The organism is Myxococcota bacterium, assembly GCA_041389495.1.
GTDB lineage: Bacteria > Myxococcota_A > UBA9160 > UBA9160 > UBA4427 > JAWKRT01.
On the sequence record JAWKRT010000001.1, the window covers coordinates 1,723,959 to 1,739,812 of the forward strand.

The window sequence follows — 15,854 nt, forward strand, 5'->3', positions numbered from 1 at the left end:
CGCGATGACGTCCGGGAACGGGAGCGAGAACGAGGCCGCGGCGCGCGCCGGCGCGTCGCCCCGCCGCGAGCGGCTGCGCGAGATCATCTTCGAGGCGGACACGCCGGCGGGCCGCGCGTTCGACGTGGCGCTCCTGTGGGGGATCGTCGCGAGCGTCGTCGCCGTGATGCTCGAGAGCGTCGAGGCGATGCGCACCGCCCACGGCGCGCTGCTGCGCACGGCCGAGTGGGCGTTCACGCTGCTCTTCACCGCGGAGTACCTCGTCCGCATCTACTGCTCGCCGTTCCCGCTGCGCTACGTGCGCAGCTTCTTCGGCGTGGTCGACCTGCTCGCGATCGCGCCCACCTACCTGAGCATCGCGCTCCCCGGCTCGCAGTCGCTGATCGTGATCCGCGCGCTGCGCCTGCTGCGCGTGTTCCGCGTGCTCAAGCTCGCGCACTTCCTCGGCGAGGCGAACGTGCTCGTCGACGCGATGCGCGCGAGCCGGCACAAGGTCGTCGTGTTCCTCGGGACGGTGCTCATCCTCGTCACGATCCTGGGCTCGGTGATGTACCTGGTCGAGGGCGCGGACGCGGGCTTCACGAGCATCCCGCGCAGCATCTACTGGGCGATCGTGACGATGACGACGGTCGGCTACGGCGACATCACACCCCGGACGATCCCGGGGCAGACGCTCGCGGCGGCCGTGATGATCCTCGGCTACGCGATCATCGCGGTGCCGACGGGGATCGTGACGGCGGAGATCGTCGAGAGCGTGCGCCAGCACCCCGCACCGATCACGACGCGCGTCTGCCCGCACTGCCTCGAGGAGGGGCACCGCCCGTCGGCGCGCTTCTGCTTCGAGTGCGGCGGCGAGCTCGTGCGCCGCGCGGCCGGGCCGGAGCCCGAAACGCAGACGCCCCCCGCGCCGTGAGGTGCGGAGGGCGTCCTTCGAAGGGATCGTCCAATTGACGGATGAACGTTTCTCTTCGGTGACCTGCGACTAGCGTCGCTGCTCGCGCAGCCCGCTCGCCTCCCACTCCTTCGAGAGCTGCTTGAGCTTCGCGGAGAACTCTTCGAAGGGGTCGTCGAACGACAGGATGATCTCGGTCGTGCGCGGGATGTCGTCGCCGTTCAGCAGCCCGCGGTAGCGGTTGAGGTTCGCGAGGATCGCCTCGGCCACCTTGAGCGCGCGCTTCTCCGTCTTGATCAGCGGCGACTGCAGCGTGTAGACGTTGTTGCGGCCCCAGAGACTCTCGTCGCGGACGATCGCGATCTCGCGGTAGACGCCGTTGATCGGATCGAAGTTGTACTCGACCCGGACCTCCTTGAAGATGTCCGAGTTCCCCGTGTAGAAGCCGCGCTCCTTCTCGACCTTGCCGAGCTGACGGCAGCGCGGGCAGTAGAAGGTGTCGCCGTGGTTGAGGAGGAACACGCCCTTGGCGTAGTCCTCGCAATCCGTGTTCTCGCAGTAGCCGACGCCGCGCTTCATGCTGGCCATCCCGTCGATGCGCCCTCTGGCCCGGTGCGTTCGTGCTCCGAATCCGGTGTGGGCCGGTTTGGGGGGAGTCGGAGCAAGCCGCGTGCCACGCGGCGAGGCGATGCGGCCGACCCTCGTGTCGCCGCACCGTTGTCGTGGGTCCTGCCTTCGTGCTGCCGGGCACGTGCTCTCGCGACGAGCCGCGCGTGCGGGGAAGCGCTCTTCCTTCCAGTCCTCGACGGCGGCGCACCGCCGTTCCACTCCGCAAGTTTCGTCGCAGTCCGTCTCGCCCGACGCGAGCGGGAGGCATCGCGGCGGGCTTCGGCGACAGGGACGGCGACGGGCTCGGAAGCGGCGTGAACGGCCCGCTCGGGGGCCATCGCGCTTTATACGGCCGCGGTCGCCGAGCTGTCAACCGGCTTTTCGTTCAGGCGCTTCCGGCGTCGATCTGCGAGTCGGAAAGACTCGGCTCGCGGGGCAGATACCCCTACTCGTCGAGAACGTACTCGAATACCAGATAGGAGACGGTCACGTAGATGCCGTCGATGACGACGAGCAGCTGGAGCGCCTCGAACGGGATGCCCTCGCCGGCGATCGCGGCGGCCGTGCCGCGCACCGCGCCCGCGAGCACGGGCAGCAGGGCGGGCAGCAGCAGGATGGGGAGCAGGAGCTCGCGGAAGCGCGTGCGCACGGCCATCGCCGACAGCAGCGTCCCGACGCTGCAGATGCCCGCCGTTCCGAGTGCCACGACGCCCGCGAGCGGGAGCGCGACCGGCCGCAGGTCGAGGCCGAAGACGAGCGCGAACGCCGCGGCGACGACCGCCTCGACGCCGCCCGTCACGACGAAGCTCGCGAGCGCCTTGCCGGCGAAGACCGCGCCGCGGTCCGCGGGCGCGAGCGCGAGGCCGGCGAGCGCGTCGTTCTCGAGCTCCTGCGCGAACGAGCGGCCGAGCCCGAGCAGCGCGGCGAACACGTAGGCCACCCACAGCAGCCCCGCGGCGTTGTCGCCGATGCCCGACGCCGTTCCCTCCGGCAGGGCGAAGTGGAAGACGATCACGACGAGCAGTGCGAACGCGAGCATCGCGCCGAGGCGTTCGCGCGAGCGCCACTCGGTCACCAGATCCTTCCAGAGGATCGCGAGGACGACGTTCACGCCGCGCGGCCTCCGGCACCGTCGTCGCCCGCGCCGTCGCCGGCGAGCGCCGTCGCCGCGCCGTAGGCCCGCTCGAGCGCCTCGCGCTCGAGCTCCGCGCCGCGGAGCCGCGCGCGCACGCGCCCGCCGAGCAGCACGATCGCCTCGTCCGCGAGCCGCGACGCGGCGCGGAGCTCGTGCGTGACGAGCACGCACGTGCGGCCCTGCGCACGCAGGGCCGCGAGGCGCTCGGCCAGCCGGTCGGCCGCGCTGCGGTCGAGGCCGGTGAAGGGCTCGTCGAGCAGCACGAGGCGCGGGTCGTGCACGAGGGCGCGCGCGATCGCGAGGCGCTGGCTCATGCCGCGCGAGAAGTCGCCCGCGCGGCGGTCGGCCGCGTGCGCGAGCCCCTCGGCCTCGAGCAGCGCGTGCGCGCGCGCCGCGGGGTCGGCGACGCCGCACAGGCGCGCCGCGAACACGAGGTTCTCGAACGCCGTGAGCTCCGCGTAGAGGAGCGTCGCGTGGCCGAGGTAGCCGACGTGCGCGCGCGCCGCGCCGCGCGTCGCCCCGGCGCCGTCCGCGACGAGCTCGAGCTCGCCGCGCGTCGGGCGCGCGAGCCCGGCGAGCAGGCGCAGCAGCGTCGACTTGCCGGCGCCGTTCGGCCCGAGCACGGCCAGGCAGCTCCCCGCCGCGAGGTCGAGGTCGACGCCGCGCAGCGCGGCGAACGCGCCGAAGCGCTTCTCGAGCCCTCGCGCGCGGAGCGCGAGGCTCACGCCTCGCGCGCTCCCGGCGTCCGCTCGGCGCCGAGCGCGGCGCCGCAGTGCGAGCAGAAGGCCCAGCTCGCGTCGATGCGACCGCCGCAGCGCGGGCAGAAGGCGCCGAGCGGGACGGGGCGGCCCGTCCCGTCCGCCGCGTGCGGCGCGGGCGCGGTGCGCACGCCGTCGCGCGCGGTCGGTGTGCGCGCCGCGCTCGTCGGGGCGCTCGCGTCGTTCGCCGCCTCCGCTGCGTCGGTCGCATCCGCCGCATCGCGGCGCTCGAGCTCGATCGAGGCCGCCGCGCGTGCGAGCAGCTGCGCGCGCAGCGCGCGGTGGTCGTCCTCGTCGAGCTTGCCCGTCTCGAAGTCGTGGTCGAGGTCGCGGATGTCCTGGTAGATCGCCTCGCGCTGCGCGGCGGAGGTGGCGAGCGACTCGTCCGCCTCGTTCGCGCGCTCCGCGCGCAGCGGCGCCATCAGGTACCAGACCGCCGCGGCGACGAGGCCGAGCACGCCGACTGCCGCACCGCGGCTCCCGAGCCCGCCGCGGCGGATCGGCGCGAGCCCGAGCGCGAGCGTCTCGGCGGGCTCCACGTGGAAGGCCTCGCGGTGGAGGTAGGTGCGCGTGCCCTGGCGGAACGGGCGCCGGCGGTGGAGGCGGTCGCTCTCGATGTCGACGCCCGTGTCGGCGACGAGCACGTTGAGCGTCGCGACCTCGAGCGGGAAGGCGATGTCGAGGCGTGCGCCCTCGGGCGTCGCGGGCACGCGGAAGCGCGCGCGCAGCGTCGACTCGCCGGGCGGGAGCGGGCCGCGCACGACGATCGCGCTCCCGTCGACGCTCGCGCCGAGCGCGCGCGCATCGGGCGGGATCTCGACGTCGGCGGCCTCGGCGGGAAGCGCGAAGCGCGCGAGCGGCGCATCGCCGACGCTCGCGAGCCGGTGCGCGCCCGCGACCTCGAGGGCGAGGCTCGCGTTCGCGACGAGCTGCGTGTCGTCGAGCTCGAGCCACAGGTCGGCGCGCGGCAGCGAGAGCCGCGTCGCGTCGGCGTCGGTCGCGGGCAGCGACACGTCGAGCGCGATGCGCGCGCCCTTCGCGACGTCGCTCGCCTCGAGCACGCGGTAGCGGCGCCCGTCGACGTCGGCGTCCTCGCCGCGAGCGAGCGGCGGCGCGCCCGCGACGTCCGGGCCGCCGACGGCGGTGAGCACGCGCAGGTGCCGCGCTCCCATCGGGAACGCGAGCGCGACGCGCGTGCGCTCGCCGTCGATCGGCAGCAGGTACTGGAAGCGCACGTCCTGGCCGCGCGGGTAGACGGGGCCGTAGAAGCGCACGCGCTCGCCGCTGCGCACGAGCGCGTCCTCGAAGCCGGCCGTCATCGGCAGGAAGTCGCTCGCGCCGGCGGGCAGCGCCGTCTCGAACGGCGCCGGCGTGCGGCCGTCGCGCGCGTCCTCGGGCACGAGCACGACGCGGCCGCCCGCGCTCTCGAGCCGGTGGAGCTCCTGCACGGCGAGCTTGCCGCCCGTCCACTGGAGCTCGACGATCGCCTCGTCGACCGCGATGCCGCTCGCGTCCGCCGTCGGCTCCGTCACCTCGACGTTCGCCTCGAGTGCGCGCACGCCTTCCGTGAAGCGCACGCTCGGCCCGAAGAACGGGATGCCGCCGTACTTCGCGCCAACGAGATAGGCCATCGTGGGCTCGCTCGAGACGTTCTCGAAGCGGAAGCGTCCCGACGCATCGGTGACGGTGTCGGCGACGCCGGGCTCGCCCGTCTGCGAGAGCCCGTAGAGGACGACGGGGACGCCCGGGAGGCCCGGCGCGCCGTCGGCGGCGCCCGCGCGCAGGACGGCGCCCGTCACGACGCCGTCGCCCTGCGGCAGCGGCGGCGGCGCGGGCACCGCGGCGCCGTCCGTCGACGCGCCGCGCGCATCCGCCGCGACGAGCGCGGCGAGGGTCAGGAGGAGCAGCGCGACCGGCGCGCCGCTCGAGCGCGGGGCTCGCACCTAGGCCTCCTGCGCGGCCGCGCGCGCGCGGGCGGGCGGCGGCCACAGCACGAGCACGCTGCCCGCGATGAACACGCCGAGCCCGACCCACAGCCAGTTCACGAGCGGGTTGCGATAGAGCTTGAGCGTCGCCGAGCCGTCGGGCTCGATCGCGGTGAGCACGAGGTAGACGTCCTCGCGCAGCGTCGAGTAGATGGCGGGGATCGAGCTCGGCTGCTGCTCGAGCCAGTACGTGCGCTTCTCCGGGACGAGCGTCGCGAGCGGATCGTCGCCGCGGAAGAGCGCGACGCGCGCGCGCGCGCCGCCGTAGTGCTGCTGCTCGATCGGCACCGCCGTCAGGAACTCGCCGCGCACGTCGCCGAGCGCGATCGAGTCGCCGGGGCGCACGTTCGCGAGCACCTCGCGGTCGAAGGCCGCGCCCGCGATGCCGCCCATCGCGAGCACCATGCCGAGGTGCACGACGTAGCCGCCGTAGCGCCGCTGGTTGCGGCGCAGGAGCGTCGCGAGCGCGGTCGGCACCGACTCGCCGCGGCGCGTGCGCGCCGCGACCGCGCGCGTGTACTCCTGCGCGATCGTCGCGATCACGAAGGCGCACGTCGCCCAGTAGGCGATCGCCATCGGCTCGCGGCCGATCGACACGGCGAGCGCGATGCCGACGGCGAGCCCCACGGAGCCCGGCACGAGGAACTGGCGCCGCAGGCTCGTCGAGGTCGCGCGGCGCCACGCGATCAGCGGCCCGAAGCCCGTCAGGAACAGGAGCGCGAGCCCGATCGGCGCGCCGAACAGGTTGTACGCGTGCGGCCCCCACGTCGTGCGCTTGTCGAAGAGCGCCTCGCTGAAGACGGGGTGCAGCGTGAACCAGAAGACCATCACGAGCAGCGCGAGGAAGAGCCAGTTGTTGACGACGAAGCTCGCCTCGCGCGAGACCATCGACTCGAGCTGGCTCGGCGACCGCAGCTGCGGGACGCGGCGCGCGAGCGCCGCGAAGTAGGCGAGCGTCACGGTCGCGACGTAGCCGAGGAAGATGTACCCGAACCAGCCCGCGTTCGTGAACGAGTGCACCGACTGCACGACGCCGCTGCGGGTGAGGAAGGTGCCGAACAGGCAGAGCGCGTAGGCCAGCCCGATCAGCACCAGGTTCCACACCTTCAGCATGTCGCGCTTCTCCTGGATCATCACCGAGTGCAGGTAGGCCGTCGCGACGAGCCAGGGCATGAGCGCCGCGTTCTCGACCGGGTCCCACGCCCAGTAGCCGCCCCAGCCGAGCACCTCGTAGGCCCAGCGACCGCCCAGCATGAGCCCGCAGCCGAGCACGGCCCACGCGAAGAGCGACCAGCGGCGCGTGATGCGGAACCACGTCGTGTCGAGCCGACCCGTGATCAGTGCCGCGAACGCGTAGGCGAACGGCACGGAGAAGCCGACGAAGCCCGCGTAGAGCATGAGCGGGTGGATCATCATCGCCGGGTGCTGCAGCAGCGGGTTCAGGCCGTTGCCGTCGGAGACGACCTGCGCGGCCGGCACGCGCTCGAACGGCTCGGTCACGAAGTTCACGAGCACGAGGAAGAAGATCGAGCTCGCGAGCATCGTGGCCGCCGCCCACGGCGCGAGCGCGCGGTGGTGGTGGCGGTTGGCGCGGAGCGCGAGCGCGCCGTAGAAGCACGCCATCCAGCACCACAGCAGCAGCGAGCCGGCCTGGCCGCCCCACAGCGCGGCGAGGCGGAAGTGCAGCGGCATCGTGCTGGCCGAGTGCGCGGCGACGTAGGCGAGCCGGTAGTCGTTGGTCGCGAGCGCGTGGAACAGCGCCGCCATCGCGACGCTCGCGAACGCGAACACGACGGCGACGCAGCGCTCGGCGACGAGCGTCCACGCCTCGCCGCGCTCGCGCCGCAGGCCCGCGGCGATCGCCGTCGCGAACCCGACCACTGCGAAGAGCAGCGCGAATCGCAAGCTGTGGAGCCCGAGGTCGGCCACGCAGTGCCCCTCCATTCCGGTTGCCGTCCGGCGGCCCTCGCGGATCGCCGTTCCGTCGTCGCGGTGCGCGCGCCGTGCGGGCGCCGCGCCGCCGCGGGCGCCCTCTAGAGCGGCGTCGCCTCGTCCGCCGCGCCCTCGGCCTTCGCCTGGAACTTCGAGGGGCACTTCGCGAGGACGTTGTCCGCGAAGAACACGGGCGTGCCGCCGCCCGCCTCGACGCGGCCTTCCACCACGACCTCGGCGCCGTCCTTGAAGAGGTCCGGCGTCTCGAGGCTCGCGAAGTCGACGGCGAGCCGCTCGGTCGCGTCGCCCACCGCGTGCGGCGGGTCGTTCTGGATCGCGAAGCGCACGCGCCGCGCGTCGAGCTCGCGCTCGATCGAGCCGTTCGCGACGTAGCCCTTGATGCGCAGCCGCTCGCCCGCGCGCGTGGCGGGCCCGGCCGCGAGGAACTCCTCGAGCGTGTCGAAGTAGCGGTAGCTCGCCTCGCCGCCGAGGTTCGTCGCGCCGTACCAGCCGAGCAGCGCGGCGCAGACGAGCGCGCCGATCGCGATCTGCACGCCCTTCGGCACCCGCTTCACGGTCGCGTCGTCGGTCTGCATCGATGCACCTCGCACGGGGCGCGCGCGTGCGCGAGCGGTCGCGGGGGTCGGGCGCGTGCGCGTTGGAGGACGGGCGCGGGGGGCGGTGAGAGCGCGCCGCACGTTATCACCGGCCCCCGCGAGCGTCAAAGCGCGCACGCGTCGAAAGCGCACGCATTCCGGGCATTTGCATTCGATGAACGCGTGCCTCGACAGGCGTTCGCGCGGTTTGACACCGCTCGCGCGCACGGCTACTCCGCGGCGCATGCCGGCCGCGCGCGCACACCGCCTCCGCCAGGTCGAGCCCTTCCTCGCGATGGAGGTGCTCGAGCGCGCGCTCGAGCTCGAGCGCGCCGGCGCGGCGGTCGTCCATCTCGAGGTCGGCGAGCCCGACTTCCCGCCGCCCGCCTGCGCCACCGAAGCCTGCATCGAAGCGTTGCACCGCGGCGTCACCCACTACACCGACTCGCGCGGCACCGCGCGCCTGCGCGAGGCCATCGCGCGCGATCTCGCCGCGCGCTTCCCGGTGCGGGGCGGGTCGGTCGACCCGGCGCGCATCGTCGTGACGATGGGCACCTCGCCCGCGATGCTGCTCGTCTTCGAGGCGCTGCTCGACCCGGGCGACGAGGTCGTGCTCGGGACGCCGCACTATCCCTGCTACCCGAACTTCGTGCGCGTCTGCGGCGGCGTGCCCGTGCTCGTCGAGACCGACCCGGCCGACGGCTACCGGCTCGACCCCGAGCGCGTCGCGCGCGCGATCTCGCCGCGCACGAAGGCGATCGTCGTGAACTCGCCCGCGAACCCGACGGGGGCCGTGCAGTCGCGCGCGACGCTCGAGGCGCTCGCCGCGCTCGGCCCGACGCTCGTGTCCGACGAGATCTACGACGGCCTCGTCTACGACGGCGCGCGCACCGCGAGCGCGCTCGAGGTGACGGACGACGCCTTCGTGCTCGACGGCTTCTCGAAGCGCTACGCGATGACGGGCTTCCGGCTCGGGTGGGTGGTCGCGCCGTCCGCCTTCGCGCGCGACCTGCAGGTGCTGCAGCAGAGCCTGTTCATCTCGGCGTCCTCGTTCGCGCAGGAGGCGGCGGTGGCCGCGCTCGAGGGCGGCGCGGCCGACGTCGCGCACATGCGCGACGGGTACGCGCGGCGCCGCGACCGGCTCGTCGCGGGGCTCCGCGCGCTCGGCTTCGGCGTGCCGCGCGCGCCGCAGGGCGCCTTCTACGTGCTCGCCGATGCGCGGCCCGTCGCCGGGCCGCGCGCCGACTCGCGCGCGCTCGCGTTCGCGCTGCTCGAGCAGGCGGGCGTCGGCGTCGCGCCGGGCGTCGACTTCGGCGCGGCCGCCGAGGGCTGGCTGCGCTTCTGCTATGCGGTGGCCGACGACGCGATCGACGAGGCGCTCGCGCGCATCGCCGACGCGCTGCCGCGGCTCGCCGACGCCGCGCGCGCGAGCGCGCCGCCCGTCACGCCGCCCGTCGCGCCCGCGGAGCGCGCGCGGTGAGCCTCCCGCTCCGCCGCGCCGAGCACGTCGCGACGGCCGCGAACGTCGCCGGGCTTCCCGCGCCCGACCCGCGCGCGCGGCCCGAGGTCGCCTTCCTCGGGCGCAGCAACGCGGGCAAGTCGAGCCTCCTGAACGCGCTCGTGCGCCGCAAGCAGCTCGCGCGCACGAGCGGCACGCCCGGCAAGACGCGCCTCCTCCACCTCTACGAGGTCGAGATCGCCGGCCAGTGCGTGCGGCTCGTCGATCTCCCCGGCTACGGCTACGCGAAGGTCGCGAAGCGCGAGCGCGACGCGTGGAAGACGATGATCGAGGGCTACCTCGCGCAGCGCGAGGGGCTGTGTGCGGCCGTGCTTCTCCAGGACGTGCGGCGCGACGTCGGCGACGACGAGCGCCTGCTGCTCGACTGGCTCGACGAGCAGCGCGTGCCCGCGCTCGTCGCGATCACGAAGACCGACAAGCTCAAGCCGATGCGCCGCGCGCAGCGGCTGCGCGAGCTGCGCGCGGAGCTGCCGCTCGCGCCCGCGCGCATCGTCGCGACGTCGGCGGAGTCGGGCGACGGCATCGACGCGCTGTGGCGGGCGATCCTGGAACGCGTGCGCGACGCGGCCGAGGCGGCCGCCGGCGGCGACTAACGAAAGAGGTCGGTCGCCGGGTCGCGGAGCAGGTCGCGCAGGCGGCCGTCGCCCTCCGGCGCGAAGCCCGCGACCCACACCGCCGCGACGCCCGAGGCCTTCTCCATCAGGAGCCCCGCCGCGGCCGCGAGCTGGTCGGGCGTCGCCATCGCGGTCACCTGCAGCTCGCGTCCCGCGCGGTCGAGCGTGCCGCGCGCGTCGTCGATCGCGGCCATGCCCGCGCAGCCGATCGCGACGTCGACGAGCCCCTCGCGCCACGGCCGCCCGAAGGTGTCGCTCACGACGACCGCGATGCCGCGCGCGCCGCGCGCGACGAGCGCATCGCGGAGGTGCGCGGCCGACGCGTCCGGGTCGACGGGGAGCAGCACGGCGACGTCCTCGCCCGGCGCGTTCGAGAGGTCGACGCCGGCGTTCGCGCACACGAAGCCGTGGTGCGTCTCGCAGATCAGCACGCCGTGGGCGCGCCGCACGACGCGCTTCGTCTCGCGCAGCACGATCTCCATGTGGCGCGGATCCTTGGCGTGCTCGGCGGCGATCCGCGCGGCCTCGGCCGACGGCGTCACGTCGGCGAGCCGCACGAGCCGCCCCTCGGCCTTCGACACGACCTTCTGGCACACGACGAGGACGCCGCGCTCGAGCGCGAGGCGCGCGCGCGCGGCCGCGTCGGCGAGCAGCGCCGCGAGATCGTCGCCGGGGGCGACCTCCGGCACGCCCTCGAGCGCGACGAGCTCGAGGCGGGTGCGGGGCGCGCGCTCGCGCGCGGGGCTCATGCGGGTGCGCTCCCGGTCCGCGCCCGCGCGAGCAGCGCGCGCGTGCGCGCTCCGCCGTCGTCGCCGTCCGCGCCGCGCGCGACGAACGCGTCGACGTCGCCCGGCACGTCGAGGTCGATGGCGAGCGAGGGCACGCGCGGCTCGAGGCAGGGAACGCGCGCAGCCGCCGCGGCGGCGCGGTGCGCATCGGCGCTCGCCGCGCCGAACCGGGACGGGATCGCGTCGGGCGGCCGGCGCAGCAGCGCAGCGGTGCCGCCGTCGTGCGACGCGGCGAGCGCGACGGCCGGGCCGTCGACGCCGTCGAGGCTCGCGCACAGCGCGTCGACGTCGCGCGCCGTCGCGCCCGCGACGTCGCCGAGCACGACGAGCAGGGCGTCGCCCGGCCGCGCGCCGAGTCCGGCGTCGCGCGCGAGCGCGAGGGCGGCCGCGTCGAGCGAGGCGTTGAGCCCGGGCGCGCGCGCGACGATCGCGCGCGCGCCGGCGCGCTCGGCGGCGGCGGCGACGTCGTCGTCGGGTGTCACGACGGCGCGCACGTCGACCCGCTCCGCTCCGCCGAGCGCGTCGAGCACGTCGCCGAGCATCGCGAGCGCGAGCTCGCCGCGCGCGTCGGGCGAGAGCGCCGCCACGAGGCGCGACTTCGACTCCGCGAGCGACTTCACGGGGACCACCGCCGCGATCATCGCCGTCCGCGCGCGCCGGCCCGCGCGCGGACGCGCTCGGCGAGCGCGAGCGCGCACCTCGCCAGCCGCGCCGCGGCGTCGGCGTCGACCATGATCGTGTCCGTCGCGTCGACCGCGACGTCGAGCGCCTCGACGTCGCCGCGCAGCGCGGCGTCGCGCTCGTCGATCACGATCGCGTCGATCCAGTCGCGGTAGAGGCGCGCGACGCCGCGCGCCGACACCTCGGCGCCGATGCCGCGCAGCAGCGGATCGGCCGGGCCCTTGATGGGCTTGCCGCCGACGATCGGCGAGACGGCGACGATCGGCGCGCGCGTCGCGGCGAGCGCGTCGCGCACGCCGCGCACGGCGAGGATCGGCCCGATCGAGACGACCGGGTTGCTCGGGCACACGAGCACGACGTCCGCGCTCGCGATCGCGTCGAGCACGCCGGGCGCGGGTGCCGCCGCGGCCGCGGCCGACAGGTCGACGCCCTCGACGTCGGCGGGCGCGCCGTCGCGCACGAGGTACTCCTCGAAGTGGACGCGCCGCCCCGCGCCGAGCTCGACGATCGTCGGACACGGCGCCTCGGACATGGGGAGGATGCGCGTCGCGACGCCGAGCCGTCGGCGCAGCTCGTCCGCGACGGCCGCGAGCCCCGCGCCCTCGCGCAGGCGCAGCGTGCGGTGCAGGCAGTGCGCGAAGTCGCGATCGCCGAGGCGGAACCACGCCTCGCGCCCGAGCTCGCCGAGGCGGTCGACCACCGCGAACGTGTCGCCCGCGATGCCGAAGCCGCGCTCGCGATCGACGATGCCGGCGAGCGCGTAGGTCACGATGTCGAGGTCGGGCGCGACGTGGACGCCGTAGAACTCGCGGTCGTCGCCGGTGTTCACGATCGCGGTCACCGCCTCGGGCGCGACGACGCGCACGAGCCCGCACAGGAAGCGCGACGCGCCGACGCCGCCGGCGAGTGCGACGACGTGCGCGCTCCGGCCCTCGCGTGCGCTCACGGCTGCGCGCCGGCGCGCGCGGCGGCTTCGCGCTGCGCGAGCGCGGCCTGGAGCGCGGGCATGCGGAGCGCGAGCGCGCGCAGCTCGTCGTCGCTCGGCGCGCGGACGGGCGTCGCCGGAGCGCCGTCGTCGCTCTCGGCCGCGCGCCCTGCGGCGGGCGGTGCGGCGAGCCAGTCGAGCACGCGTTCGCGGTCGCGCTCGAGCGCGTCCGCGAGCGCGTCCGCGTCGTCCGGGAGGGCCGTGTCGACCGCGGGCGGCGCGCTCGCGCACGCGGCGCCGAGCGCGACCGCGAGGGCGAGCGCGCGGGCGGCGCGGGCGCGCGCCGCGCGCGTCGTCGTCCGCACGGCAACGGCCGGGACGCGCACCGCGCGCGCGCGAACGGAGACGAGCAGCGGGCGCGGGGAGGGCATGGCGCGCGCGATTCTTCGCGAGTGGCGGAGGGGCGTCAAGCTGGCGGGCGCGCGCGGCGGCGCGCGTGAACGCGCCGCCGCGCGACGGCGTCGCGGACGCGTGTCCGCGCGTTCACGCGCGCTCCCGCGCCTTCGGCGCGCGCCCGGCCGCCGCGCGAGGAGCGCCGCGCAGCCGCCCGTTCCGACGGGTGTTCCTGCGCGCGCCGCCCGCGTCGCAGCGCGCGGCGGGCGCGGGCACGCGGCTTGCGATGCGGCGCGCACATGCGCTCATCGCACCCGCTCCGCACGACGCCGCTCCCGCCGCGATGCGCTTCCGCGGCCGGCCTCCTCGTCTTCGCACTCCTGGCCGCGGGCGGCGCGCGCGCGGCGGAGGCCTCGCTCGCGTGGCAGCGCGAGCCGTGGGGGCAGGGCGAGCGCGGCGCGGTCGCGGTCGCGGCGACGCCCGGCGGCGCGTGGGTCGCCGTCGGCGACGCGAGCGGCGCGACGCTCGTGCGCGACGGCCGCGTCGCTCGCCGCATTGCGCGGGCGGGTGTGCGCGATCTCGCGTTCGACGCGCGCGGCGCGCTCTGGATCGCGACCGACGAGGGGCTCTGGCGCACGCGTCCCGACGATCCCGGCGCCGTCGAGGATCGCTCGCCGGCGCCCGGCGCCGACGCCCGCCGCGTCGCGCGGCTCGCCGTCGACGGCGAGTGGATCGCCGCGGCGACCGACGCGGGTGCGTTCGTCGCACTCGCCGGCGGGCCGTGGAGCGAGCTCGACGGCGCGGCGCCGCGCGCGGCGTCGAGCGGCGTCGCGCTCCGCTGTCGGGCGGGCGCGTGCGACGTCGCGTGGATCGCGGGCGATGCGCTGTGGCGCGCGGATCTCGAGGCGCGCGCCGGTCGGCCGCTCGCGCAGCGCGTGCGCGAGCTCGCGGTCGCGGGCGCGCCGGCCGGCGCTGCGCCCGTCGACGTCGCCGTCGCCGCGGGCCGGCTCGTCGTCGTGTACGAGCGCGCGCTCGCGATCGAGCGCGCCGACGCGCCGGACGCCTTCGCACTGCGGCGTCCCGCGCTGCCGCCGGGAGCGGGTGCGCGCCGCGCGCTGCGCGCGCTCGGGCGCGACTGGATCGCGACCGATCGCGGTCTCCTCCACGGGAGCTTCGAGGCGGGCGGCGCGTGGCGCCGTGCGGACGTGCCGGCCGGCTGGCTCGGCACGGCCGCGGTCGCCTCCGACGGCGAGGCGCTGTGGGTGGCGACGGCGAGCGGCGTGCTGCGCGGACGCGTCTCGGCGCCGCTCGCGGCGCTCGCGGACGAAGGCGCCGGGGAAGCCGCGTCCGCGCGCGCGGTCGCCGCGCGCGGGGACGGCGCACCGCCGCACGAGGCGCGCGCGGCGCAGGTCGATGCGTCGATCGCGGCCGAGCTGCGCGCGCTGCATCGCATGGCGCTCGCGCACCAGGGGCTCGACCTCGATCGCCAGCGCACATGGCGCGCGCGCATCGCGCGCCGCGCGTGGTGGCCCGAGGTGGACGTGCGCGCCGACTACGGCGGCGACCGCGGGCGCGCCGTCGACTTCGACCAGACGTTCACGTCCGGCGCGACGCAGCACCTCGTCGACCGCGCGCGCGATCGCGGCGACGACTGGGACGTCGGCATCGCGCTCCACTGGGACCTCGCGAACGCCGTGCTCGACGGCGACGCGGTGGACTTCGCGCGCGAGGAGCGGCTGTGGATCTCGCTGCGCGACGACGTGCTCGACGAGATCGACCAGCTCTACTTCGAGCGCCGGCGCGCACTGCTCGAGCTGGCCGCCGTGCCCGACGCGCGCTCGATCGACGCCGAGCGCCTGCGCCTGCGCGCGGCCGAGCTCGCGGCGGGCCTCGACGCCTGGACGGGCGGCGGCTTCTCGCGCGCGCTCTTCGAGCCCGTCGCGCGCACGAGCGACCGCGCCGCGCGATCCGACGCCGCCGGCGCGCGCGACGACGACCCCGACCGCGGCGCGCGCGATCCGCGCGCCGGCGCCGCGGAGGCGCCGTGAGCGTCTCGATTCCCGCCCCGCTCGGTCCCGCCGTCCGGAGGTTCTCGATGCCCTCGTTCCGTCCTCGTCCGCTCCCGGTCCGCCGCCCGCGCGCGGCGCGCGCGCTCCTCGCGATCGCCGCGCTCGGCACGCTCCCGCTCGCCACCGCGGCGCGCGCCGTTCCCCTGCTCTCCGAGATCTTCTACGACGCCGTCGGGTCCGACGACGGGCTCTCGTTCGTCGAGATCCACGCGCCGGCGGGCACCGTGCTCGACGGCTTCACGATCGAAGGCGTGAACGGCTCGGGCGGCGCGATCGGGCCCGTGATCGCGCTCTCCGGGAGCGTGTCGGCGAGCGGCCTCTTCGTCGTCGCCGACGTCGACGGGAGCGGTCTCACGGCGGTCGCCGTCTTCGACCAGCTCGCGAACTTCGACTTCCAGAACGGGCCCGATTCGATCGTGCTCCGCGACGCGAGCGGCGTCGTCGACGCGGTGGGCTACGGCGTGTTCGCGCCGGGCGACGTCTTCGCCGGCGAGGGCGCGCCGGCCGTGGACCCGCCGGCGGGCGAGAGCCTCGCGCGCGTCTTCGCGAACGTGGACACGGACGACAACGCGCTCGACTTCGTCGCGCTCGCGACGCCGACGCCGGGCAGCGCCGCGTTCGCGCCCGTGCCCGAGCCGGGCACGGGCCTGCTGTGCGCGATCGGCCTCGCGGGCCTCGGCGCCGCGGGCCGCCGCCGCGGCTGAGCGCGCGGCACGCGTCCCCCCGGCGGCGGCCCGGGCGATCCGATCGCGCCGCGTCTGGCTCGTCCACCGGCGCGAGCGAGGTCCGGCGCGGCGGATCGCTCCCCCTCTCCGCCGCCGCCCGCGCCCCGGAGCCCGCGCTCCGGGGCGCCCTCGCGCGCTGCGCGCGAACGCGCCGTCGCGCGCGGGCGTTCAGAACGAAGTGTGCGATTCCGATAACCCCGCCGCTGCGTGCCCGGCCCGTTGCCGCCCGGATG

General features: G+C 76.1%; 15 protein-coding genes. 5 read left to right on the forward strand and 10 right to left on the reverse strand.

Going from position 1 to position 15,854, the window contains the following annotated elements:
• Positions 1-4: 4 nt before the first annotated feature.
• Positions 5-913, forward strand: a complete 909-nt coding sequence (locus R3E88_07640) for an ion transporter (protein ID MEZ4216334.1) — start codon at positions 5-7, stop codon at positions 911-913.
• A 69-nt stretch (positions 914-982) separates the two neighbouring features.
• On the opposite strand, the gene R3E88_07645 is transcribed toward R3E88_07640, so the two are convergent.
• The 6 genes from R3E88_07645 to R3E88_07670 form a co-directional block, all read right to left on the reverse strand.
• Complete coding sequence (locus tag R3E88_07645) at positions 983-1,480, reverse strand: hypothetical protein (GenBank protein MEZ4216335.1); 498 nt, start codon at positions 1,478-1,480, stop codon at positions 983-985.
• A gap of 466 nt (positions 1,481-1,946) precedes the next feature.
• Positions 1,947-2,612 carry a heme exporter protein CcmB gene (locus R3E88_07650; GenBank protein MEZ4216336.1) on the reverse strand — a complete coding sequence of 222 codons (666 nt, stop codon included), beginning with the start codon at positions 2,610-2,612 and terminating at the stop codon, positions 1,947-1,949.
• On the reverse strand, positions 2,609-3,361 hold the full coding sequence (gene ccmA, locus R3E88_07655) for a heme ABC exporter ATP-binding protein CcmA (GenBank protein ID MEZ4216337.1): 753 nt from the start codon (positions 3,359-3,361) through the stop codon (positions 2,609-2,611). Before ccmA ends, R3E88_07650 begins: the two co-directional genes overlap by 4 nt.
• Positions 3,358-5,337 carry a hypothetical protein gene (locus R3E88_07660; protein ID MEZ4216338.1) on the reverse strand — a complete coding sequence of 660 codons (1,980 nt, stop codon included), beginning with the start codon at positions 5,335-5,337 and terminating at the stop codon, positions 3,358-3,360. The genes ccmA and R3E88_07660 overlap by 4 nt, the downstream gene beginning before the upstream one ends.
• Positions 5,338-7,308: a heme lyase CcmF/NrfE family subunit gene (locus tag R3E88_07665; protein ID MEZ4216339.1), complete on the reverse strand. Its 1,971-nt coding sequence runs from the start codon at positions 7,306-7,308 to the stop codon at positions 5,338-5,340.
• A gap of 104 nt (positions 7,309-7,412) precedes the next feature.
• Positions 7,413-7,907 carry a cytochrome c maturation protein CcmE gene (locus R3E88_07670; protein MEZ4216340.1) on the reverse strand — a complete coding sequence of 165 codons (495 nt, stop codon included), beginning with the start codon at positions 7,905-7,907 and terminating at the stop codon, positions 7,413-7,415.
• Positions 7,908-8,151: 244 nt separating this feature from the next.
• Here R3E88_07670 and R3E88_07675 point away from each other — a divergent pair, with 244 nt between their 5' ends.
• Positions 8,152-9,387 (forward strand): pyridoxal phosphate-dependent aminotransferase, encoded by a 1,236-nt coding sequence (locus R3E88_07675; GenBank protein MEZ4216341.1) that lies wholly within the window; start codon positions 8,152-8,154, stop codon positions 9,385-9,387.
• Positions 9,384-10,019, forward strand: a complete 636-nt coding sequence (yihA, locus tag R3E88_07680) for a ribosome biogenesis GTP-binding protein YihA/YsxC (GenBank protein ID MEZ4216342.1) — start codon at positions 9,384-9,386, stop codon at positions 10,017-10,019. The genes R3E88_07675 and yihA overlap by 4 nt, the downstream gene beginning before the upstream one ends.
• Here yihA and cofE read toward each other — a convergent pair.
• Genes cofE through R3E88_07700 form a run of 4 tightly spaced genes read right to left on the reverse strand, consistent with a single transcriptional unit; the run spans position 10,016 to position 12,865 of the window.
• Positions 10,016-10,789, reverse strand: a complete 774-nt coding sequence (gene cofE / locus R3E88_07685; GenBank protein MEZ4216343.1) for a coenzyme F420-0:L-glutamate ligase — start codon at positions 10,787-10,789, stop codon at positions 10,016-10,018. The genes yihA and cofE overlap by 4 nt on opposite strands.
• Positions 10,786-11,457: a 2-phospho-L-lactate guanylyltransferase gene (gene cofC, locus R3E88_07690; GenBank protein MEZ4216344.1), complete on the reverse strand. Its 672-nt coding sequence runs from the start codon at positions 11,455-11,457 to the stop codon at positions 10,786-10,788. The genes cofE and cofC overlap by 4 nt, the downstream gene beginning before the upstream one ends.
• Before the next feature lie 8 nt (positions 11,458-11,465).
• A complete protein-coding gene (gene cofD / locus R3E88_07695) occupies positions 11,466-12,455 on the reverse strand; it encodes a 2-phospho-L-lactate transferase (protein MEZ4216345.1) in 990 nt (329 codons plus the stop codon).
• Positions 12,452-12,865: a hypothetical protein gene (locus tag R3E88_07700; protein MEZ4216346.1), complete on the reverse strand. Its 414-nt coding sequence runs from the start codon at positions 12,863-12,865 to the stop codon at positions 12,452-12,454. Before R3E88_07700 ends, cofD begins: the two co-directional genes overlap by 4 nt.
• A 261-nt stretch (positions 12,866-13,126) precedes the next feature.
• On the opposite strand from R3E88_07700, the gene R3E88_07705 reads away from it, so the two are divergent.
• The gene (locus R3E88_07705) at positions 13,127-14,875 is read left to right on the forward strand and encodes a hypothetical protein (GenBank protein ID MEZ4216347.1); all 1,749 of its coding nucleotides are present in this window, start codon (positions 13,127-13,129) and stop codon (positions 14,873-14,875) included.
• Between the two features lie 47 nt (positions 14,876-14,922).
• The gene (locus R3E88_07710) at positions 14,923-15,600 is read left to right on the forward strand and encodes a PEP-CTERM sorting domain-containing protein (GenBank protein ID MEZ4216348.1); all 678 of its coding nucleotides are present in this window, start codon (positions 14,923-14,925) and stop codon (positions 15,598-15,600) included.
• The last annotated feature ends 254 nt before the right edge of the window (positions 15,601-15,854 follow it).

Coding starts and splice junctions, on each gene's coding strand:
- R3E88_07640 (MEZ4216334.1), top strand. CDS start 5: ATGACGTCCGGGAACGGGAGCGAGAACGAGGCCGCGGCGCGCGCCGGC.
- R3E88_07645 (MEZ4216335.1), bottom strand. CDS start 1,480: ATGGCCAGCATGAAGCGCGGCGTCGGCTACTGCGAGAACACGGATTGC.
- R3E88_07670 (MEZ4216340.1), bottom strand. CDS start 7,907: ATGCAGACCGACGACGCGACCGTGAAGCGGGTGCCGAAGGGCGTGCAG.
- R3E88_07675 (MEZ4216341.1), top strand. CDS start 8,152: ATGCCGGCCGCGCGCGCACACCGCCTCCGCCAGGTCGAGCCCTTCCTC.
- cofE (MEZ4216343.1), bottom strand. CDS start 10,789: ATGAGCCCCGCGCGCGAGCGCGCGCCCCGCACCCGCCTCGAGCTCGTC.
- R3E88_07700 (MEZ4216346.1), bottom strand. CDS start 12,865: ATGCCCTCCCCGCGCCCGCTGCTCGTCTCCGTTCGCGCGCGCGCGGTG.
- R3E88_07705 (MEZ4216347.1), top strand. CDS start 13,127: ATGCGCTCATCGCACCCGCTCCGCACGACGCCGCTCCCGCCGCGATGC.
- R3E88_07710 (MEZ4216348.1), top strand. CDS start 14,923: ATGCCCTCGTTCCGTCCTCGTCCGCTCCCGGTCCGCCGCCCGCGCGCG.